We start from the raw sequence: 22197 nt of genomic DNA on the forward strand, positions 1-22197 counted from the left end.
AGGACCGATGAATCAACGTGCAAATGACGGGATAAAGCAATTCTTAGAGGCTTTATCTGTTGATACAGAGGCACCAGAGTTAGAAAAGACACCAAGTCGTGTAACAGAATTATATAGTGAGTTATTTAGTGGCGTAGGAGTCGAAACAAAATCGGTATGGGGTGAAACGTTTAGCACTGATTACAAGGGACTTATAGCCGTTACAGGTATTCCCTTTTATTCTATGTGTGAGCACCACTTATTGCCATTCTTTGGGACTGTAGACATTGTGTATCAACCCAAGGATGGATGTGTGGCAGGGCTCAGTAAGTTTCAAGATGTTGTTAATATACTCAGTCGCAGACCGCAATTACAAGAGCGGTTAGCATCTGAATTAGCAGATGCGATAATGAATGATTTATCTGCTCATGGCGTTTTTGTACGCATTACATCGACTCAGTTGTGTATGCTTATTAAAGGAACTATGCAGCAAGATTCAAAGGTAATTACATTAGAAAGCCGAGGCGTATTAGCTGAAACAGGTACAGTAAGGGATGAAGCGTTGGCAATGTTAGGCGGAGGACAGGTAAATGTTTAAACGTAGAAATTATACATGGAATGATGGCAAAAGCTTATCTTTGTGTGATCGTACCCTTATCATGGGTATATTGAATGGTACACCTGACTCCTTCTCTGATGGGGGGCAATTTAATACACCAGAGACAGCTACTGCTCATGTGAAACAAATGATTGAAGATGGTGCAGATATTATCGATTTAGGCGTTGAGTCTACACGACCAGGTTCTACACCTTTGACTACGGACGAAGAAATAGAACGTCTTTCTTTATTGATAGAACCTGTGTTAAAGGCTTCTACCGTTCCTGTATCTATCGATACATATCATGCAAAAACCGCAGAATATGCATTCTCAAAAGGGGCACATATTCTAAATGATGTATGGGGCTTACATTATGACCCTGACATGGCCGCGGTGGTGGCTAAATATAAGGTACCTGTTATCATCATGCATAATAGTAATGATACAAACTATGGTGATATCATTGAAGATATGAAAGCTTTCTTCTTCTGCGCTATTGATAAAGCGTTAAAAGAGGGTGTAACGCCACAACAAATCTGGCTTGACCCAGGTATTGGCTTTGGTAAAACTGAAGAACAAAATATTGAAGTTATGCAACGCTTGGGTGAGTTAACCGCTTATGAATACCCTGTTTTGCTTGCTCCAAGCCGTAAGCGTTTCATCGGATCTATGTTAGGCGGATTGCCTCCAGAAGATCGCGATGAAGGTACGGTAGCTGCTTGTATTACAGGTGTATTCCAAGGCGTTGATATGGTGCGTGTTCACAATGTGAAAATGCACAAACGCGCCTTAGCTGTAGCAGACGGCTTGTTACGAGGTGAATAATGGATAGAATCGTTTTAAAAAATATGGCATTTTACGGATACCACGGAAATTTGGCATCTGAGCAAGAACAAGGGCAACGATTTTTTGTAGATGTAGAAATAATAACCGATCTTACAAAGGCCGGTCAAAGTGATCAATTAGAGGACTCCATCAATTATGTAGAGGTATATGAAATTGTAGAATCAATTATGACTGGTGAAAAGCATAATTTGTTAGAACGATTAGGGGCGCTTATCGCCGATTCCTTGTACCAACATTATCAAGGTATCGTAGGTCTCTCAGTAACGGTGCGTAAACCATCTGTACCGATTTCAGGTATTTTGGATTATGTTGAGGTTATCACCACAAGAGGACAAATTTGATGTATACCTATTACATCAGTGTAGGCTCGAATATGGGGGATAAGAGAGGCTACATCAGTTCTGCTTTTCGATCCTTACTACATCATGAGGCAATTTCCAGGCTAGTCACTTCTCCTCTGATTGAAACTGAGCCGTGGGGATATACGGAACAAGACACCTTTGTCAATGGCGTATGGTCTTGTGAAAGCAATCTAGAACCACATCAAATGCTCAGCCTTATTCAGCAATTAGAGCAGAAGGCTGGACGAAAACGATTGATTCATTGGGGCCCTCGCACATTAGATTTGGATATTATTTTAGTGTACGATATAGAGGGGAAGATGATTTCTTTGTGTGATGAGAGTCTTGTGATACCGCATCCTCATTTTTGGAATCGTAATTTTGTACTAGAACCGCTATCTCAGCTATTACCAACATTCACATATAAAGGGACTAAGATTGCTGATCGATTAGTTCAATTGGGTGCATAAACTAGAATCGTATATAATCTAATGTTAGATACACTGTAAACACGATACATATTGTACGCATGCTTTTACGTTTTATGATTGGAAAGTCATGGAGAGCGTAGATGAATATAAAACGTATTGGATTATTTGTACTGGCACTTATTATAATGGGGATATCTTACTGGCTTGCTGTAGGAGCAAATTATGATAGTAAAACAGTACGTATTGATCCAGAAGCGCATACACTGGTTAATTCTAGTGATGCCATTATTTCAAAACGAATATTAGCTATGAAGACTAGTGGATCACAAGTGTATTTCTTAGGTTATGAAGGACTAGGGATTTATAATTTATCTGATAATGCACTTCGTTTAATGCCAATAACCTTTAGGGGGCAACATATAGAGCCAACTAAATCGGATGATTACCAACGAGGTTTACGGAATATAACAAAGCTAAAATCTTTATCCGATTTCAGTGCTGAAGAGCAAAAAGAATTTAAAGGCTTGTTGGAGTCTACTGATGGAGGGGCCCATTATTATGGTGACTTTTACCATTCTGGTTATGAGTCGTCCCTCATTGATTTGAAGGACCAGTATTTTATTACGAATACAGTACGTGCATTAAAACGTGTTAATCATACATTATATGTGTATGATGGATCAGGTTTTATTATTATAGATTTAGATAATCGTCGTATCCAAGGGTTCTTTAATAACCGCATTAGTGGTGAAGGCTCTAAGGGTGTACCTGATAGCTTACGTGGGCACTATGGTTCTGACTTTACTATGATATATGCATTATCAAAATTGGATCCTACAGATTTGGATATTTTATGGTCCATGCGTAAACAATATTTAGAAAAATCTCCTCAAGCGATGGAAGAAAAAGATTTGTTCCCACTCAATTTGGATGAGATGAATTTAAATGAGTTATGATTCTATTAAGATAAATCATATACAGATATACGTGATTTAAATAATTGGCATTTGAGGATATGCTATCGTTTTATGCTAAGGTATGGAGGCTCTTATGAAGTTACGTAAGGTAGGTATTATTGGCACTGGCCATGTAGGATCTCATGTGGCATTTTCTTTAGCCTTGCAAGGAGAGGTTGATGAATTATATTTGATGGATATTGACGAGAAAAAAGCTCAGGCGCAAGCTATGGATATTAATGATGCCGTTAGCTATATTCCACATCAAGTAACTGCTACATCAGGTCCTATTGAAGAATGTGGAGATTGTGATATCCTCGTTTTTAGTGCGGGTCCTTTGCCGAATTTGTATCAGGATCGCCTTGAGAGCCTTGGTGAAACAGTGGCTGTACTAAAAGACGTTATTCCACGTATTAAGCAGTCTTCTTTTCAAGGTTTCATCATTTCAATTTCTAATCCTGCTGATGTGGTAGCTACCTATTTATGTAAACATCTTGAGTGGAATCCTAAGCGTATTATTTCAACGGGAACCGCTCTAGATTCAGCTAGATTGCAAAAAGAATTAGCTCATATCTTTACTATTAGTAATCGCTCTATTACGGCCTACTGTTTAGGTGAACATGGAGGTAGTGCCATGGTGCCGTGGTCCCATGTCTGTGTACAAGGTAAACCACTTTTAGAATTATATCGAGAGCTACCCCATAGATTTCCTAAACTTGACCATACAAAAGTACTAGATGATGTTAAAATTGGTGGCTATCATGTACTAGCTGGTAAAGGCTCTACGGAGTTTGGTATTGCGAGTGCTACCACAGAATTGATTCGCGCCGTATTCCATGATGAAAAGAAGGTATTGCCTTGCTCCTGTTATTTAAATGGACAATATGGAGAAGAAGGAATATTTGCATCTACTCCTGCTGTTATTGGTAAAGATGGCATCGAAGATGTTTTTGAACTGCAACTAACTAATGAAGAGCTAGCCTTATTTAAAGCTTCTTGTGCTGTCATTCGTGAACATGTTGCAAAGGCTGAGGCTATGTAAGTGGATGTTTACTTGTGGGGATAGAAAGTTTACATTGCATATGGAGTTTTAAATTTATACGGATTTATGTTGCCATTCTTAATGAGAAATATCTGTAATTTTCTTTAGTCCCAAGCTCTGTTATGTGGTATAATCTAGAAATGACAGTATACAGATGATGAATATTTGGGGGACATTATGACTCAGGACACTATGGATGTACAACGCCCAAAAAGGCCACGCAAACGGGTTCGTCCTAATCGCAAAGCACAGGATCAGCGTATTATCCTCATGTGGATCAAGCGAATTGGCATAGGGATTATGGTGCTGTTACTGTTAGGGCAGGCTTATCGCTTGGTGGCTGTATATCAAGAAAAACAACATATAGAGCAACAATTGCAAGAGTTACAGCAGCGAAATGAAGAGTTAGAACAGGAAAAGGCTAGGTTACAAGATCCAAAGACCATAGAAGGGGTTGCTCGTGAGGAGTTAGGATTGGTAAAACCTGGTGAAGTACCATATGTAAAATAGATTTTATTCTTTTATTTTTTTCGCATTAGTTTGTAGTTTAAGGTTTCCGCATTAATTAGGAGGTTGCATGGCAATCGAAGTTGGTAACATTATTGATGGTACCGTATCAGGTATTACAAAATTCGGCGTATTTGTTGATTTAGGAGAAAAGCAAACAGGGTTAGTTCATATTTCTGAAGTAGCTCATGGATATATTGAAGATATTAATACCCTTTTAAAGGTTGAGGATCCAGTAAAGGTTAAGGTTTTATCTATTGATGGTAATAAAATAGGACTTTCCATTCGTCAAACACAACCTAAAGAGGGGATGGACGAAGAAAAACGTCCTCATCGTGTTCAATCGAAACAAAGCATAGAGTCTTTCGAAGCGAAGATGAAATCATTCTTGCGCGATAGCAATGAACGATTACACGATTTAAAACGCAATACCGAAGGAAAACGCGGAGGCCGAGGTGGTCGTCGAGATTAATAGTGAGAGATGGCATCTAGCCATCTCTTTACTTATGTATAGAGTATTAACGCTATAATAGTATTAGGAAAAATCTATTTATATGTAAGGAGCAATTATGAAGTTAGCAATTATCGATATTGGCTCTAATTCGGTGCGCTTATTATTGGCTACCTATGAGAATAACGAGTGGCGTTATGAGCCTAAGCAGTTGTGGACTACTCGTTTAGGTCAACGAAATACAGATGGTACCTTGCGAGATGAATCCATGGAAGCATCCTATCAAGCCTTTACGGATATACAAAAAATAGCAAATGAATACGGTGCTGACTATTGCTTTGGTTTTGCGACGAGCGCTGTTCGTGAAGCGGCTAATGGACTTGCATTTATGGAACGTATTAATACATACTGTCCTATGGAGTGGCGAATTTTATCTGGTGCTGAAGAGGCCATGTATGGCTTTTATGGCGCTTTAGGAAATCAATTAGAGGATGGACGTCATTATACGACCATTGATATTGGTGGAGGTAGTACAGAACTTGCATTAGGTAACAAGGATGGAGTGTACTGGAGCCGTTCTTATCCTGGGGGAGCGGTACGCCTTCAATCTATATCTGACGAAGGGCCTCAACGAGTGTGGGAGGAAACCCGTTTTCTTTGGGATCCGATGATGATTGAAGGTGAATTTGGTGAATTTATCGGTATTGGAGGAACCCTAACAACCTTGGCTGCTATTGATTTAGGTTTAGACCATTATGATGGCACAAAGGTACAAGGTCATAAATTGAGCCGTGAAACGGTGGAAGGCATTATTATGAAATTGCGGTATATGAGTCGTGATGAGAGACTACAAGTAAAAGGTTTACCCGCTGGGCGTGCCGACATTATTGTTGCTGGGGCAGAGATTTTAACGTCCTTTATGGATTCCTATGAGGTCCCTCATGTATTTGTGAGCGACCAAGATGGTATGGAGGCGATGGCCCGTGAATGTGAAAGCACTCATTCGAACCGTTAATCACACTTTAAAATTACATGATATATTTCCTGAGAATTGTCGTATCTTGGTAGCTTGTTCTGGTGGTCCTGATTCGATGGCTTTATTGCATTTATTGCAAGATATTGCTACACATCGCCATACAGTATATGAGCTTGGAGTTGCTATAGTAGATCATTGTATTCGTCCTGAAAGTAAGGATGAGGTCCTATGGTTACGAAATCAAGCGGACGTACTAGGACTGCCATTTTATACGGCTGTCTTTGACGTGCCTAAATTGAGTCAAGCTCAAAAGCTATCAGAGGAAACTATAGGCCGCCAAGTTCGGTATCAATGGCTAACCGGTATAGCACAGTCTGAGGGGTATGACTATATTGCAGTAGCTCATCATAAAGATGACCAAGCAGAATCAATTTTAGCACATCTTATTAGAGGGACTGGACTTAATGGTTTGACAGGCATGGCCGTTGTTAGTAATGATTATACTGTTCCAGTAGTAAGACCTCTGTTAGATGTCACAAAAGAAGAATTACTTCTATATTTAAAAGAGAAAGATATTTCTTACTGTATAGATAGTACAAATGAGGATGTACGATATCAAAGAAATAGAATTCGTCATCGCATTATACCTGAGTTAAAAGCCATTAATCCTATCGTTAGCGATGCCATAGTAAGGCTAGGGGCTTCTGTACGCGAAGACATTTCTCTTATTTCTAATTTAACGGATATGGCGTTTGATGAGTTAGTAACTATCTCTGATGAGGGCGCGTTTATATCTCGTAGGGGGTTACGTAAGAAGCCGTTGTCTATCCAACGTCGATTGTGGCAAAGACTGGTGAGCATCTTTGATCCTGAAATCAAGCTTACCACTGCTCATCAAGAGCAATTACTCGATATTGTTAACACTGGGGAAGGGAAAACTTTCAATATTAAAAGTATAAAAGTAAGTGCTCAATGTGATACAATAAAGGTATATTGCAAACATTAATATGAATCGCGGAGGTCATATAGATGCATCAAGATGCAAAAGATATTTTATATACAGAGGAACAATTAAAGGCTCGTGTGGCTGAATTAGGTCGTCAAATCAGTGCTGACTATAAAGGGGAATCCGTAGTTCTCGTAGGTGTATTGAAAGGTGCTATCGTTTTCTTTACAGATTTAGCTCGCTCTATCGATGAGAATGTGGATGTAAGCTTCGATTTTATTTCTTGCTCTAGCTATGGCAGCGGTACAACAAGTACAGGGGTAGTTCGAATTTTAAAAGATTTGGATCGATCTGTAGAAGGAAAGCATGTACTCGTTGTAGAAGATATTGTAGATACGGGCACAACATTACATTACTTGCTAGAAAATTTACATGCTCGTGGAGCTAAAAGTGTACGCCTAGCAGCGTTATTAAATAAGCCTGAACGCCGTAAAATGGATGTAGAAGTAGACTATGTAGGCTTTGTCATTCCCGATTACTTTGTTATCGGCTATGGTTTAGACTATGCAGAAAAATATCGTCACTTACCTTATATAGGTATTTTAAAGGAAGAAATGTATCAAGATTAAAAATATGATATAATATATGAGTGCATCTCTCAACGAGATGTACTCAATTCGTTTATGCCACTAAACTATTATTGAAAGGGGTAATATTTTGGGTCGATTTACTAAAAATATCGTCCTTTATTTACTTATCATTGCCGCTTTCGTTATCGCCATTGACGCTTTCTCTGGTCAAAGTGCGAATAAATCTGAACTCAGTTATACAGGATTTATTCAACAAGTACAACAGAAAAAGGTTGAGTCCGTAACGATTACCAATGATCATGGTATTAAAGGTAAACTAAAAAATGGAACAGAATTCAATTCTTATGCGCCAACTGATGAAACATTAATCAAAACTTTACAAGATAATGGTGTAGAAATTACTGCAGCTCCACCTGAGCAACCTGCTTGGTGGATGAGCTTGTTAGGTTCTGCTATTCCGATTATCATCTTGGTAGTATTATTCTTCTTCATCATGCAACAAACGCAAGGTGGCGGTGGCCGAGTGATGAACTTTGGTAAAAGCCGTGCTAAATTGATGGGTGAAGGCAATGTAAAGGTTAGCTTCAAAGATGTAGCTGGCGCTGAAGAAGCAAAACAAGAATTAGAAGAAGTAGTAGAGTTCTTAAAGGATCCAGGCAAATTTACAACTATCGGTGCTAAAATTCCGAAAGGTGTATTATTGGCAGGACCTCCAGGTACAGGCAAAACATTACTTGCTAAAGCTGTTGCTGGTGAAGCAGGGGTACCATTCTTTACGATTTCTGGTTCTGACTTTGTAGAGATGTTCGTTGGTGTTGGTGCTTCTCGTGTGCGTGATCTTTTCACACAAGCGAAAAAGAACGCCCCATGTATCATCTTTATAGACGAAATTGATGCGGTTGGTCGCCAACGTGGTGCCGGCCTTGGTGGTGGTCACGATGAACGTGAACAAACATTAAACCAATTGCTCGTTGAAATGGATGGCTTTGGTGCCAACGAAGGTATTATTACTATCGCTGCAACAAACCGCCCAGATATTCTAGATCCTGCACTTTTACGTCCAGGTCGTTTTGACCGTCAAGTTATTGTAGGTCGTCCAGACCTACGCGGCCGTGAAGCAATTTTGAAAGTTCATGCTCGTAATAAGCCTTTGGCTGATGATGTAGACTTGAAAATAATTGCGAAGAAAACTCCAGGCTTTACTGGTGCAGACTTGAGCAATTTGTTAAATGAAGCAGCTCTTTTGGCGGCTCGTCTTAACAAAAAAGTAATTACTATGGCTGAAGTTGAAGAAGCCAGTGAAAAAGTTAGTATGGGACCTGAACGCCGCAGTCATATTGTGAGCGATAAGGATCGTAAATTGACAGCATACCATGAATCTGGTCATGCTATCGTGGCACATCTATTGCCTCATGCAGATCCTGTTCATAAAGTAACGATTATTCCTCGTGGTGCAGCTGGTGGCTACACTATGATGCTTCCTACTGAGGAACAAAACTACAAAACAAAATCTCAATTATTAGCAGATATTCGAGTTGCTCTTGGTGGTCGAATTGCAGAAGCCTTGATTTTAGATGAAATCAGTACAGGCGCTTCTGGGGACCTTCAAAGTGTAACTAATACTGCTCGCGCTATGGTAACGCGTTGGGGGATGAGCGATGAGCTTGGTCCTATCGTGTTTGGTGAACAACAAGAACAAATCTTCTTAGGAAAAAACCTAGGCCATGAGCGCAACTATAGTGAAGAAATCGCTGCGAAAATCGACTCTGAAATTCATCGTATCGTAGAAGAAGCTTATAAAGATGTAACAAAACTTCTTAGCGATAATGAAAAATTCTTACATGACATGGCAAATGCTTTGTTAGAAGAGGAAACAATCGATGCGAAAGCGGTAGATAATCTTTACAAATATGGTACAACAAAAGAACCTGAAGCTGAGGAGCCTAAAGTAGCTTCTGAAGTAGAAGGTAGCGTAGTACCAGAGAGTGTTGATGCTAAAGAAATAACTAGTACTGTAGCAGATCCTAGTGAAGCATCATCTAATGAAATTAAATAATGGATTTTGTCCAAATGAAAAAGAGCTAGCCTTTTTAGAAGGCTAGCTCTTTTTTACTGTCCATCGTTTATATGACGTGTGGCAAGAAGTTCTGTCATGCGTTGTTCTTTTAGTTTTTGCAAATATTTTTGTGCTAAAACATTTGGTATAGCTACACCGATTGCTATAGCTATAGTTGTAAATGTGCCAGTTACACCATTTTGTATCATAAGGATTAGACTAGCATCATTTAATGCATTGATGTGTAACATGTCGAAGAGAAATCGGTAGTACAGTATACCGGGCATTAATGCGATGGCAGACGGCACGATAATGATAGTGCTAGATGTTTTTAACCAAGTAGAAACTTTTACAAAAATAATACTCATAATGGCAGCACCAATAAAGGTAGCACCTGGTGTAGAAAATCCTAATTCTACGGATAGTATATTGCGAATACATACACATAGTACGCCACCAATACCAATGGATACTAATAGTCTGACAGGAGCATTAAAAAGTACCGCAAAAGCAGCTGCAGCTGTAAAAGAACCGATAACTTGCTCAATGGAAATAACATGAGGTTTAATATCAACAAAATTAAATGCTGGTGCAGGGCTAAAGTAGAGTGCCATGGCCATACCTAAAGTCATGCTACCCACGATGAGTAATGTTCTAATAGCGCGTGTCATACCCGATAAAATATGATTATTAATGATATCGATGACACAATTGATTAATGGTACCCCAGGAATCATGAACAAGGTACAGCAAACGAGTACATATAGTAAGGATTCATTATTTACATGACTATAAAAAGCGTAAGCCGATATCATGGCACCAAATCCGCCTAATGCGATTCCTACATATTCATTAAGCCCTAATCTGCCTGATAGGGTGCGCGTAAAATAACCAATACTAGAACATATGATGGTAACGATGAATGCGATAATATCGCCACTGTAAAGGTATGCAAGACCTGCCGAACCTAGTGCACAAGCTAGTCCTTTTATCCAGTTTGGATACGTTGGTATAGTTGTATCCAGTTTGGCAATTAGTCGTTCATAGGTCGTTAGTGAGTAATGTCGCTCAAAGGCGCGCCATGTGAGCTTTGATACGGCATTGATCATAGCCATATTCGGAATATGAACCGGTGTTTTTCTGAAGACTGTTATGGATCGTTCTTTGTGTAATAGATTGACCATAATAGTGGTATATGAAATATGGATATTTAAGTAATCATGAGGAATTCCCATAAATGTTGCGGCTTTTAGCATTTCCTCAATGATTCGATTTGTATTTGCCCCACATTCCATTAGTAACTTCCCTATATTGAGTAGTACATCCAGTTTTCGGTGAATATGGATAAAAGGGTTCTCTAAAACTTGATTTTTCTCTTCTAATGTAAACTGTTTCATATATCTCTCCGAAGGATAATAGATAGCATTATTGTTATCTATTTTTTTATGTATACCTTTATACTATATACATTATAACATTAATTATTTTAAATAATCCTTGCATTTTACAAGGTACACTTGTACAATCGAATTGTAAACCTAGGTTGACAAAGAAAGGGGCTCTAAACTATGCGTGATGAAGTGCTAGAATTCTTGAGACAAAACCAAGGTAGTTTCGTATCGGGACAAGATATGTCCGAAGCCTGCCATGTTTCGCGCACAGCTATTTGGAAACATATCAAGGCGTTACGTCAAAAAGGCTACAAAATTGAATCTTATACCAAGAGAGGGTATCGATTATTGGAAGAACCTGATTTGTTGAGCCCCTTGGCAATGAAACAAATCTTAAAAACAGATGTATTTGGTAAACGATATGTTTATATGGATACCACGGAGTCTACGAACTTAGAAGCTCGTCGTTTAGCTCAACAAGGTGCAGAAGAAGGTACGGTTGTGGTTACTGAGGAACAGGCTGCTGGTCGTGGGCGTTTATCTCGCGGTTGGTATTCTCCATTTGGCAAAGGCTTGTGGTTTAGCTTGATTTTACGGCCTGATTTTCCACCTGTAGAGGCTCCAAAGTGTACTTTGATGGCTGCTGTAGCTTTGACAAAGGCATTTCATAAGATGGGGCTCACCGATGCGGGGATAAAGTGGCCTAATGATATTCTTGTGAATGGTCGTAAGCTAGTAGGTATTTTGACAGAAATGTCTGGTTCTATGGAAGAAATTTCTCATATTGTAATGGGCATTGGGGTCAACGTAAAAACAAAACAAGAAGAATTACCAGAAGAGTTGAAATTAATTGCTACATCCCTTGCGATGGAAGATATTGATATTGAGCGCACAGAAGCATTTAGACTTATATTAGAAGAATTAGAACATCAATATTATGAAGTGCTCGATAGCGGCTTTGAAGAAACCCTTAATGAATGGCGGCAATTATCTGTTACGCTCGGTGAAGAAATTGAAGTGCGTGCTCCTGGCAATACCTATGAAGGGGTAGCTACAGATATTGATGAAGATGGTAATTTATTAGTAAGAATCTCAGATGGGACAATTAAACGTATTGTGGCAGGGGACGTATCAATTCGTCCGCGTAAATAGGAGGCATTAATGTTATTAGTAATTGATGTGGGAAACACCAATATTGTTCTCGGTGTATACGACAAGACAGAACTTGTGGGTCACTGGCGTATTTCCACAGATCGGGTCCGTACCACCGATGAATATGGCATGCTGATGATGAACTTATTCTTTCACGACCGTAAGGTTGATGTAAAAGATATTAATGCTATCATTATTTCCTCGGTTGTACCACCATTAATGCCTACATTAGAGCGCGTGTGTTTGCGCTACTTTAATGTAAATCCTCTTATTGTAGGTCCAGGTACTAAAACTGGCATCGCTATTAAGTATGATAATCCTCGTGAAGTAGGGGCTGACCGTATTGTAAATGCTGTAGCAGCACATGAGCTTTATAAGGGCGATTTAATTATCATCGATTTTGGTACGGCTACAACTTATTGTGCGGTACAAGGTAATGGCGATTATATGGGTGGGGTTATTACTCCAGGGGTAACAATTTCTGCAGAGGCTTTATTCCAACGGGCGGCCAAACTACCTCGTATCGATGTGAGAGACCCGGGGCAAGTCATTTGTCGAAATACGGTGTCCTCTATGCAATCTGGTATGTTCTACGGTTATGTAGGTCAAGTAGAAGGCCTCGTGTCTCGTATGAAAGCGGAAATGGGGAATCATGTAACTGTAGTGGCTACAGGTGGTTTGGCACAGCTTATTAGCAGTGCTACAGACTGCATTGACCATGTAGAACCTATGCTTACATTAGAAGGCTTACGCCTTATTTACGAAAGAAATAAATAATGCTACTATAATATAGTTACGTATAGGTAACGAAGTAGTGTACATTCGGGTACAGCTTATGCTGTACCTTTTTTATTAAGGGAAATAGAATTATATGAATAATAAACAGTGGCAAATTGGGGCTGTCAAAATTGATGGTCAAGCCATATTAGCGCCTATGGCAGGGGTTAGCGATATTGCGTATCGACTACTGGCCAAAGAACAAGGTGCAGCCTTGGTATGTACCGAAATGGTCAGTGCTATGGGTATTAAATATAAGAATGAACGTACTCATGAATTATTGCGCATTGAAGAGGCAGAACGTCCTGTATCCATGCAAATTTTTGGCTCTAATCCAGAAGCAATCGCTTTGGGGGCTAAGGTTGTGGCCGATGCGGGGGCCGATATTGTAGATATAAACATGGGCTGTCCTGTAAAAAAGGTAGTTACCTCTGGCGATGGTTCGGCACTTATGAAAAATCCTGATCTAGCGGCGCGTGTTGCAGAAGCCGCTGTTGAGGCTGTTGATGTACCTGTTACTGTAAAAATGCGTATCGGTTGGGATAGTGACTCTATTAATGTTGTGGATTTTGCAAAACGCATTGAGTCTACAGGTGTGGCTGCTATAGCCGTACATGGGCGTACAAAGGAGCAAATGTATAGTGGACATGCGGACTGGTTTTATATTAAGGCTGTGAAAGAAGCGGTATCTGTACCCGTACTTGGCAATGGTGATATTGTGAATCCTGAAGATGCTAAGCAAATGCTTGATGAAACCGGTTGTGATGCTGTAATGGTAGGCCGTGGTGCACAGGGGAATCCTTGGATCTTTGGTCGTATTCATCATTATTTAGCCACTGGTGAAGTATTGCCGGCTCCGACCGATATAGAGCGTCTAGATATGTTATTAAAGCATTTTGACTTGTTATGCCAATACAAAGGTGAAAGTATGGCCGTTAAGGAGATACGCACTCATGCGGGCTGGTATATGAAGGGACTTCCGGAATCTGCATATTGGCGCAATCGAGTGAATACAATTCATACTGTAACGAGCTTTCACAATGAGCTAGAATCATATCGCAAAATACTGTCCGAAGGGTAGTCAGATTGACAAATAAATAGTATTTTTATATAATGATTGAGATAATTTAGAAACAAGAGATAAGGTGTCATCTTATTATGACACTTTTTCTTATTATTTATATGTAGAAAGAGTGGGGTACCCATGGCAGACGTAAAAGAAACATTACTCACCGCCGAAGGTTTAAAGAAGTTAGAAGAAGAATTAGCGTACTATAAATCTGTACGCCGTATTGAAGTATCTGAACGTATTAAAACTGCTATTGAATATGGCGATATCAGTGAAAACTCTGAATATGATGATGCAAAAAATGAACAAGCTTTTATTGAAGGTCATATTGTAGAGTTAGAGAATAAGATTAACACTGCGAAGATCATCGATGAATCTGTAAAAGGTGACGTTGTATCTGTAGGTAGTAAAGTTACTGTACTTGACACTATGTACAACGATGAATTGGAATATGTTATCGTTGGTTCCTCTGAAGCGGATCCATTTAACAATCGTATCTCTAATGAATCTCCTGTAGGTAAAGCTATTTTGGGAAAACGTAAGGGCGATGAAGTAGAGGTTTCCACACCAGATGGTCCTGTAACATTCAAAGTGTTAGCAATCCAATAATTTACAATTACCGACAAAGAGGCGATAACATGAGTGAAGAAATTAAAAATATACAAGAAGAGCTGAATGAGCAAATGCAAATTCGCCGCGATAAATTAGCCGAATATGAAGCTGATGGTATTTACCCATTTGGCCAACGTTTTGTCGTAAAAGATTACGCAAAAGATATTAAAGAAGACTTCTTCTTGAAATATGATGGCCAGCCTGTAGTTATTGCAGGTCGTTTGATGACAATTCGTTCCCATGGTAAAACGGCATTTGCGAATATTCGTGATAAATCTGGTGATATTCAAGTATACTTCCGTAAAGATGTATTGGGCGAAGATGCTTATAAATACGTTAAAATGCTTGATATCGGCGATATCATCGGCGTAGAAGGTCACGTATTTAAAACGCATACCGGTGAAGTTACCATTAAAGTTAACAAATTAACATTGTTATCTAAGTCTTTACGTCCACTACCAGAAAAATGGCATGGATTAAAGGATACAGAACTTCGTTACCGTCAACGTTATGTTGATTTGATTGTAAATCCTGAAGTGCGTGATACATTTGTAAAACGCTCTCAAATCGTTGCTAAGATTCGCGAATACATGATGCGTGATGGCTTCATGGAAGTGGAAACACCGATGATGCATGCTATCCCTGGTGGGGCTGCTGCACGTCCATTTATCACTCACCATAATGCTCTTGATATCGATATTTACATGCGTATTGCACCAGAATTGTATCTCAAACGTTTAATCGTTGGTGGTATGGACCGGGTGTTCGAAATGAACCGTTGCTTCCGTAACGAAGGTATCGATAATCGTCATAATCCAGAATTTACTACTATCGAATCCTACCAAGCCTATGGTGATGTAGAGGATGCGATTCGCTTAACAGAAAATCTTGTGTCCTACTGTGCTCAAGAAGTACTTGGTACACAAGAAATTATATACCAAGGTACAGAAATTAATTTGACTCCTCCTTGGAATCGTATCACAATGGCTGAAGGTGTAAAAAAATACACTGGTGAAGATTTTGATGCAGTCACAACTATAGAAGAAGCTCGTGCTATTGCTGATCGCTTAAATGTAGAATACACAGAAAATGATGGTATTGGTAAAATCTTAAATCTTTGCTTTGAAGATTATGTAGAAGAAAACTTGATTCAGCCAACTATCGTATATGGTCATCCTAAAGAGATTTCTCCACTTGCTAAAGCAAGTCGTGAAAATCCATTGGCTACAGAACGTTTTGAAGCTTTCATCTATGGTCGTGAATTGGCAAATGGCTTCTCCGAGTTAAATGATCCAATCGACCAAAAACAACGTTTCTTGGATCAATTAAAAGAACGTGAAGCGGGCGATGATGAAGCTCACCGCATGGATGAAGACTTCGTTACAGCTCTTGAATACGGTTTACCTCCAACAGCAGGTTTAGGTGTTGGTATCGACCGTCTTGTTATGTTCTTAACAGACTCTGCATCCATTCGAGATGTATTATTGTTCCCGTTGATGAAACCAGAAGCTCCTAAGCATTTTGAAGCTGAAGAAGCAGAATAATAATCGACACTATTAAGGCTCCCTATTCTTTGAGTAGGGAGCTTTTTATATATTTATGAAATAGTTAGTATCATATAAATATCATTTTAAACCTGTTACTACGATACTGCCTTTAAATATGTATTGAAACATGAATACTATCTGTAATTTTATACGGTAGATTGATGGAATGGTTAATATGTTGAGGTCGTATTCCAGTACATAAGTATATAACGAAATTAACGATATAAAGTTTATAGAAAATAATTTCTAGGATAATAAAATAGTTTATGATTATTCATCAATTGTTATTGACAGTGTATAAAAATAATTTTATACTAAGTGTGAAATGTGGTATTTACATAATATATATGATAAAAAATCATGCATATAAAGCTTTTTCTTATTTATCTTCGCTTTATCGAATTTGAATGTGATGATATAGATTAACAGTATAGAACTACTACATGCCTTGTATAACCTTGACGGGATGGGTCAAGTCTCTCTAGCGTGAACCGAGATTTACGGCTACAAGAGCTTATTTATGATGCTCTTGTAGCCGTTTTTTATTTAACTAAATTTATATTTCTAAAAGTTTAGGAGGTAAGTGCGATGAGTTCAATGGATTATGAAAGAGGTAATCAAGCCAATGGTTGTCTTGATCGGTTTTTCAAGTTGACCAAACATGGAACATCAGTAAAGACTGAGATTTTTGCGGGTATTACAATGTTTATTGCATCAGTATACATTCTGGCAGTAATACCCAATCTATTATCTGTATCAGGAATGCCTCATGGTAGTGCTGTAGCGGCTGTAATTTTAACAACTGCCTTTGCGACAATGCTAATAGGTTTTGTTGCTAATGTTCCGGTTATCGTAGCACCTGGACTTGGCCTAAGTGCATTTTTCTCGTATACCATTTGTGGTGCTATGGGCCTTAGTTGGCAAACTGCATTAGGTGCCGTTTTTATTTCCGGTACAGTTTTTGTTATTTTAACAGTTACTAAAGTTCTTAATAAAATAGTAGATGGTATTCCACAAGTGCTGAAAACCTCTATTGGCGTAGGTATTGGTTTATTCGTTGCCTTCATTGGCTTTAAAAATGCTCATATAATTATTTCTGATAATGCTACATTTGTAACCCTTGGGAACATGAAAGATCCTGCAGTACTATTAACATTGTTAGGCTTGTTTATTACAAGTATTTTATTAGCTAAGCAGGTTAAGGGTGGATTGTTAATTGGTATGGCTTTCACTACGATTTTAGCTATGGTGTTAGGTTTGACTAAGGTTCCTATATCTAGTTCGGATATCTTTAACTTGGTACCACCATTTCCAGTAGACACATTTGGTCAACTTGATGTAATGAGTGCTATTGGGTATGGCTTTTTCTCCATTATCTTCTCCATTACTATTGTGGATATGTTCGATAATATCGGTACATTGATTGGTGTAACGAGAAAAGCAAACTTAGTAAATGAAGAAGGGAAATTTGAAGGTTTAAATCGTGCCTTGCTATGTACGTCTATTGGTGCCGCAGTAGGTGCCGTTGTAGGTACCTCTACAGTTACTTCTTATATTGAAAGTGCGGCAGCCGTTGCTGATGGTGGTCGCACAGGTCTTACGGCAGTAGTAACTGGCCTTTTATACTTGGTATCTTTATTCTTTGCACCATTGTTCTTATTGGTACCGGTACAAGCGACTGCACCTGTACTGATTACTATTGGCGTATTTATGATGAGTGAGGTAACGCATATTGATTTTACTGATTTCACGGAAGCATTGCCTGCGTTCTTAACAATTCTTCTTATGCCATTAACATTTAGTATTGCTCAAGGTTTATCCTTTGGTTTTATTTCTTATACATTAATTAAATTGGCCACAGGTCGTCATCATGAAATTCATCCTATTATGTACATCATGACTGTGGCGTTCATCATTCACTTTGCTATTTAAATAGCATATACTATGAATCATATAGCATAGTCTATTAAACGAAAATCTAGCGTAGTATATGGGCGCAGTACTTTAGGGCTCTAATCACGCGAGGAGGTTATATGAATTCAACGATTATTTTAAAAGGAAATATATTATATACACCGAATCCATCAGCACTTGTATCTATTCAACAGGGTTATGTTATTGCTGTAGATGGGGTGGTTGTTCATTGTGGTGAAAGTATTCCTACAGTTTATACAGAGTATGATGTTGTTGATTACGGTGATAATCTCATTATTCCTGGTTTTGTGGATACCCATGCGCATGCACCACAATATTGTAATCGTGGACTTGGTATGGATAAGGAACTGTTACCATGGCTTGAAACTTATACATTTCCTGAAGAGGCAAAATTTAGTGATCTAGACTATGCTCGTCTAGTATATGGTGCCTTTGTTCACGATTTATGGCGCAATGGTACGACGAGAAGTATTTTGTTTGGCACAATCCATAAAGACAGCACATTGGTGTTGATGGAGCTTTTACAAAAAGCAAGATTGTCAGCTTATGTGGGCAAGGTAAACATGGACCGTAATAGTCCGGAATTTTTGATTGAAGAAACGAATCAATCATTAGCTGATACTAAAGTATGGTTAGATGCATCAGCTCAATTTGGACCTTTAGTTAAACCTATTATTACACCGCGCTTTGTACCATCTTGTACGAGTGCACTCATGACAGGACTTGCTAAATTAGCGAAAGAATACGATGTTCCTGTTCAATCTCATTTGTCGGAAAATCACGGCGAAATTGATTGGGTCGCATCATTACATCCTGAGTCGTCAAACTATACAGATGTGTACTATGAACATCATTTGATGGGTACCGTGCCAACTGTAATGGCCCATTGCATTCATTTGAATGACGTAGAAATGGATCGCATGGCTGAAACGCAGACCATGGTATCTCATTGTCCATATTCGAATGTAAATCTTTCTAGCGGAATTGCACCGATTCGTAAGCTGATTGAGCGGAATATACCAATTGGTTTAGGCTCCGATATTTCTGGTGGACATATTGTATCGATGGCAAAGGTCCTTACTGAAGCTATTGGTTTATCGAAAATGAAATGGGCTGAAGTAGACCCAAACTATGCACCGCTCACGCTAAGTGAAGCCTTCTATATGGCTACCAAGGGTGGTGGACAATTTTTTGGACACGTTGGAAGCTTTGAAAAAGGCTATGAATTAGATGCCCTTATTATCGATGATACGTCCCTATTCGACCCAAATGAACGTTCTTTGGAAGAGCGTTTAGAGCGCTGGCTATATGTAGGGGATGATCGCCATATTATTGAACGCTATGTGGCTGGTCGCGTAGTTCCGAGTCCAAAAGGGTAAAGTTTATATCTTACAGAAAAAAATACTGATATATTTAAAGCAGCTAGTTTGTATACCCTTCAAACTAGCTGCTTTTCGGTGCTTCTTTTAGAAACTGACCGAGGTGTTAGATAAACTTTTGATTATGATTTATGGTAGGTTTTATAGCTTTCCTGTTTATATTACTGAACAGGGCGATTTTGCTCATCAATTCACTTGGTGTATAATAAAAAAATGTACAAATTAAGAAAGTGGGGGTCTTAATGGATATATTAGGAGCAAGACGCTCTATTGAACAAAAGCTATTAATGCAATCTGTTGCTTTGATGGCGCTAGTTGCGGTGAGCGGCACTGTGATGGGGATTGTAACGGGATCTAGTGCAGTGTTGTTAGATGGGGTATTTTCCTTCGTTGATGTTGTTATTAAGATTATGATGCTTATGACAGCTAAGTTAGTTGCTAGAGAAACGAGTAAGCGATTCCAATTCGGTTTTTGGCAATTTGAACCTCTGGTGCTCGCCGTGGAGGGCTTTTTTATTCTTCTCATAGTAATTTATGCCTTATCTAGTGGGATTACAGATCTTTTGTCTGGTGGACGTCACGTAGACTTCGGACCAGCTATTTTCTATGCTATATTCTTTACTGTTACAGATACTGCTTACTATCTTTATGTACGTCGTATTAATAAAAGTTTACAGTCTAACTTGATTAAATTTGATAATGTAAGCTGGTATGTCGATGCTTTGTTAGAAGCGGCTATCTTGATTAGTTTCGTTGTAGCTACTATGCTAGAAAGTACTGAATATGCTAGATGGGCTACTTATATTGACCCTATTGTATTAATTATTTTAGCGGTACAGATGATACCCTCTGCATTTCGTATCATTGTGCCATCCATGAAACAAATATTGGGATGGGCACCGACTTCATTGCATAATGAAGTGCAAGAAATTATGGATTGCTTTATGGAAAAGTATAATTTTAAAGATTATGTGACGAGCGTGCAAGTATACGGCAATACTCGAATCATTGAAATTGATATTTTAGTTCCTAAAAGTTTTCCATATCAAACCATTGCTGAAATTGATGCTATTCGCAATGAAATTGACCAAGAAATCGGCGGTAACCCAACGGAAAAATGGGTGACCATTTCTTTTACAGGCACGCGTAAATGGATGGCAAAAGATTATTTGCTAGATGAAGAAGAGGATGAATAATATAAAATATTGATGAGAAGTCTAGTATATAGCACATAATTTAATGATAAATACACCAATATATGGTATACTTAAATGTATTGAATATATTGTGCGTAACATAGTTGGAAAATGAGGTTTATAGTATGTTAGATTTAAAATTTGTCCGTGAAAATATTGATTTAGTACAACAAAATTTAGATAATCGTCATACAAAAGGCGATCTGAAAACCTTTGTATCCGCTTATGATGAACGTCGTCAATTGATCGGCCAAGTAGAAGAATTAAAAGCGCTTCGCAATTCTGTAACAGAAGAAATTAGCAAATTAAAACGCAACAAAGAAAATGCTGATGAAAAAATCAAAGAAATGAAAAAAGTAGGCGATGAGATTGCTGAACTTGATAACCGTATTCGCGAAGTGGAAACAAAATTGCGCGATGCGGCATTGATGTTGCCAAATATGTGTGATGCATCTGTTCCTGTAGGTGCCGATGAAGATGAAAATGTGGAGCAACGCAAATGGGGCGAACCACGTCAATTTAATTTTGATGTACAGGCTCATTGGGATTTAGGTGAAAGCCTCGATATCCTTGATTTCAACCGTGCAGGCAAAATGAGTGGAGCTCGCTTTACTGTGTATAAGGGGTTAGGGGCTCGTTTGGAACGCGCTCTTATCAACTTCATGGTGGATCTTCATGTAGACAAACATGGCTATACTGAAATGATGACTCCATATATGGTAACTCGTGAAACTTTGACGGGCACCGGACAATTGCCTAAATTTGCTGAAGATATGTACCATGTAGAAGGAACGGAATATTTCTTGATTCCAACTGCTGAGGTTACATTGACTAATTATCACGGTGGCGAAATTTTGAGCGAAGAGGAATTGCCTAAATACTATACTGCATTCACCGCATGTTTCCGTGCTGAAGCGGGTTCCGCGGGGCGTGATACTCGTGGCCTTATTCGACAACATCAATTTAACAAAGTTGAAATGGTTAAATTAGCTAAACCAGAAGATTCTTTCAAAGAATTAGAAACATTAACAGATAATGCAGAAGAAGTATTGCGCTTATTAGAATTACCGTTCCGTGTTATCACTCTGTGCACAGGTGATATGGGCTTTGGTTCTGCTAAAACCTATGATGTAGAGGTGTGGATGCCTGCACAAGGCAAGTATAGAGAAATTTCCTCTTGCTCTAATATGACTGATTTCCAAGCTCGTCGTGCTAATATTAAATTCCGTCGTGGACCTAAGGGTAAGCCGGAATTCGTTCATACATTAAATGGATCTGGCCTTGCAGTAGGGCGTACAGTAGCTGCTATCTTGGAAAACTATCAACAAGCCGATGGGTCCGTTGTAATTCCAAAAGTTCTCGTGCCATACATGGGTGGCGTTGAAGTGATTTCACCGGCTAAATAAGAGGGGGCATTTT

General features: G+C 38.9%; 22 protein-coding genes. 21 read left to right on the forward strand and 1 reads right to left on the reverse strand.

Going from position 1 to position 22197, the window contains the following annotated elements:
• Positions 1-7 precede the first annotated feature (7 nt).
• The 12 genes from folE to ftsH all read left to right on the forward strand — a co-directional run bounded on the left by folE (position 8) and on the right by ftsH (position 9720).
• Positions 8-577 (forward strand): GTP cyclohydrolase I, encoded by a 570-nt coding sequence (gene folE / locus VPHSUH08_RS06540; protein WP_060919845.1) that lies wholly within the window; start codon positions 8-10, stop codon positions 575-577.
• Positions 570-1403 carry a dihydropteroate synthase gene (gene folP, locus VPHSUH08_RS06545; protein ID WP_105087040.1) on the forward strand — a complete coding sequence of 278 codons (834 nt, stop codon included), beginning with the start codon at positions 570-572 and terminating at the stop codon, positions 1401-1403. Before folE ends, folP begins: the two co-directional genes overlap by 8 nt.
• Positions 1403-1765 carry a dihydroneopterin aldolase gene (folB, locus tag VPHSUH08_RS06550; protein ID WP_008603485.1) on the forward strand — a complete coding sequence of 121 codons (363 nt, stop codon included), beginning with the start codon at positions 1403-1405 and terminating at the stop codon, positions 1763-1765. The genes folP and folB overlap by 1 nt, the downstream gene beginning before the upstream one ends.
• Positions 1765-2235, forward strand: coding sequence for a 2-amino-4-hydroxy-6-hydroxymethyldihydropteridine diphosphokinase (gene folK / locus VPHSUH08_RS06555; protein WP_105087041.1), 471 nt, complete (start codon positions 1765-1767; stop codon positions 2233-2235). Before folB ends, folK begins: the two co-directional genes overlap by 1 nt.
• A gap of 101 nt (positions 2236-2336) precedes the next feature.
• Entirely contained in the window at positions 2337-3152 is an 816-nt protein-coding gene (locus VPHSUH08_RS06560; protein WP_105087042.1) for a hypothetical protein, read from the forward strand.
• 94 nt (positions 3153-3246) lie between these two features.
• Positions 3247-4194, forward strand: a complete 948-nt coding sequence (locus VPHSUH08_RS06565) for an L-lactate dehydrogenase (protein ID WP_105087043.1) — start codon at positions 3247-3249, stop codon at positions 4192-4194.
• Between the two features lie 177 nt (positions 4195-4371).
• Positions 4372-4704, forward strand: coding sequence for a septum formation initiator family protein (locus VPHSUH08_RS06570; protein WP_004698500.1), 333 nt, complete (start codon positions 4372-4374; stop codon positions 4702-4704).
• A 67-nt stretch (positions 4705-4771) separates the two neighbouring features.
• A complete protein-coding gene (locus tag VPHSUH08_RS06575; protein ID WP_004695410.1) occupies positions 4772-5173 on the forward strand; it encodes a S1 RNA-binding domain-containing protein in 402 nt (133 codons plus the stop codon).
• 97 nt (positions 5174-5270) lie between these two features.
• Positions 5271-6167, forward strand: a complete 897-nt coding sequence (locus VPHSUH08_RS06580) for a phosphatase (RefSeq protein WP_105087044.1) — start codon at positions 5271-5273, stop codon at positions 6165-6167.
• The gene (gene tilS / locus VPHSUH08_RS06585) at positions 6136-7134 is read left to right on the forward strand and encodes a tRNA lysidine(34) synthetase TilS (protein ID WP_105087045.1); all 999 of its coding nucleotides are present in this window, start codon (positions 6136-6138) and stop codon (positions 7132-7134) included. Before VPHSUH08_RS06580 ends, tilS begins: the two co-directional genes overlap by 32 nt.
• A 23-nt stretch (positions 7135-7157) precedes the next feature.
• Positions 7158-7703: a hypoxanthine phosphoribosyltransferase gene (hpt, locus tag VPHSUH08_RS06590; RefSeq protein WP_004698467.1), complete on the forward strand. Its 546-nt coding sequence runs from the start codon at positions 7158-7160 to the stop codon at positions 7701-7703.
• Positions 7704-7791: 88 nt separating this feature from the next.
• Positions 7792-9720, forward strand: coding sequence for an ATP-dependent zinc metalloprotease FtsH (gene ftsH / locus VPHSUH08_RS06595; RefSeq protein WP_004695418.1), 1929 nt, complete (start codon positions 7792-7794; stop codon positions 9718-9720).
• Between the two features lie 53 nt (positions 9721-9773).
• Here the strand turns inward: ftsH and VPHSUH08_RS06600 are convergent, their stop codons facing one another.
• Entirely contained in the window at positions 9774-11117 is a 1344-nt protein-coding gene (locus VPHSUH08_RS06600; RefSeq protein WP_004695419.1) for a threonine/serine exporter ThrE family protein, read from the reverse strand.
• Positions 11118-11288: 171 nt separating this feature from the next.
• Between VPHSUH08_RS06600 and VPHSUH08_RS06605 the strand changes: the two genes are divergently transcribed.
• The 9 genes from VPHSUH08_RS06605 to serS all read left to right on the forward strand — a co-directional run bounded on the left by VPHSUH08_RS06605 (position 11289) and on the right by serS (position 22184).
• On the forward strand, positions 11289-12263 hold the full coding sequence (locus tag VPHSUH08_RS06605; protein ID WP_004695422.1) for a biotin--[acetyl-CoA-carboxylase] ligase: 975 nt from the start codon (positions 11289-11291) through the stop codon (positions 12261-12263).
• Between the two features lie 9 nt (positions 12264-12272).
• Positions 12273-13040, forward strand: coding sequence for a type III pantothenate kinase (locus VPHSUH08_RS06610; RefSeq protein ID WP_004695423.1), 768 nt, complete (start codon positions 12273-12275; stop codon positions 13038-13040).
• Positions 13041-13134: 94 nt separating this feature from the next.
• On the forward strand, positions 13135-14121 hold the full coding sequence (dusB, locus tag VPHSUH08_RS06615; RefSeq protein WP_021147862.1) for a tRNA dihydrouridine synthase DusB: 987 nt from the start codon (positions 13135-13137) through the stop codon (positions 14119-14121).
• A 123-nt stretch (positions 14122-14244) separates the two neighbouring features.
• Positions 14245-14718: a transcription elongation factor GreA gene (greA, locus tag VPHSUH08_RS06620; RefSeq protein WP_004695428.1), complete on the forward strand. Its 474-nt coding sequence runs from the start codon at positions 14245-14247 to the stop codon at positions 14716-14718.
• Positions 14719-14747: 29 nt separating this feature from the next.
• Positions 14748-16265: a lysine--tRNA ligase gene (gene lysS, locus VPHSUH08_RS06625; RefSeq protein ID WP_105087046.1), complete on the forward strand. Its 1518-nt coding sequence runs from the start codon at positions 14748-14750 to the stop codon at positions 16263-16265.
• 591 nt (positions 16266-16856) lie between these two features.
• Positions 16857-18200 carry an NCS2 family permease gene (locus VPHSUH08_RS06630; RefSeq protein ID WP_105087047.1) on the forward strand — a complete coding sequence of 448 codons (1344 nt, stop codon included), beginning with the start codon at positions 16857-16859 and terminating at the stop codon, positions 18198-18200.
• 101 nt (positions 18201-18301) lie between these two features.
• Positions 18302-19582: a guanine deaminase gene (gene guaD / locus VPHSUH08_RS06635; protein WP_105087048.1), complete on the forward strand. Its 1281-nt coding sequence runs from the start codon at positions 18302-18304 to the stop codon at positions 19580-19582.
• 242 nt (positions 19583-19824) lie between these two features.
• Entirely contained in the window at positions 19825-20778 is a 954-nt protein-coding gene (locus VPHSUH08_RS06640; protein ID WP_105087049.1) for a cation diffusion facilitator family transporter, read from the forward strand.
• Between the two features lie 125 nt (positions 20779-20903).
• Entirely contained in the window at positions 20904-22184 is a 1281-nt protein-coding gene (serS, locus tag VPHSUH08_RS06645; protein WP_105087050.1) for a serine--tRNA ligase, read from the forward strand.
• Positions 22185-22197: the final 13 nt, after the last annotated feature.

Origin of the sequence: Veillonella sp. S13054-11, from assembly GCF_002959795.1 — a bacterium.
GTDB lineage: Bacteria > Bacillota > Negativicutes > Veillonellales > Veillonellaceae > Veillonella > Veillonella parvula_E.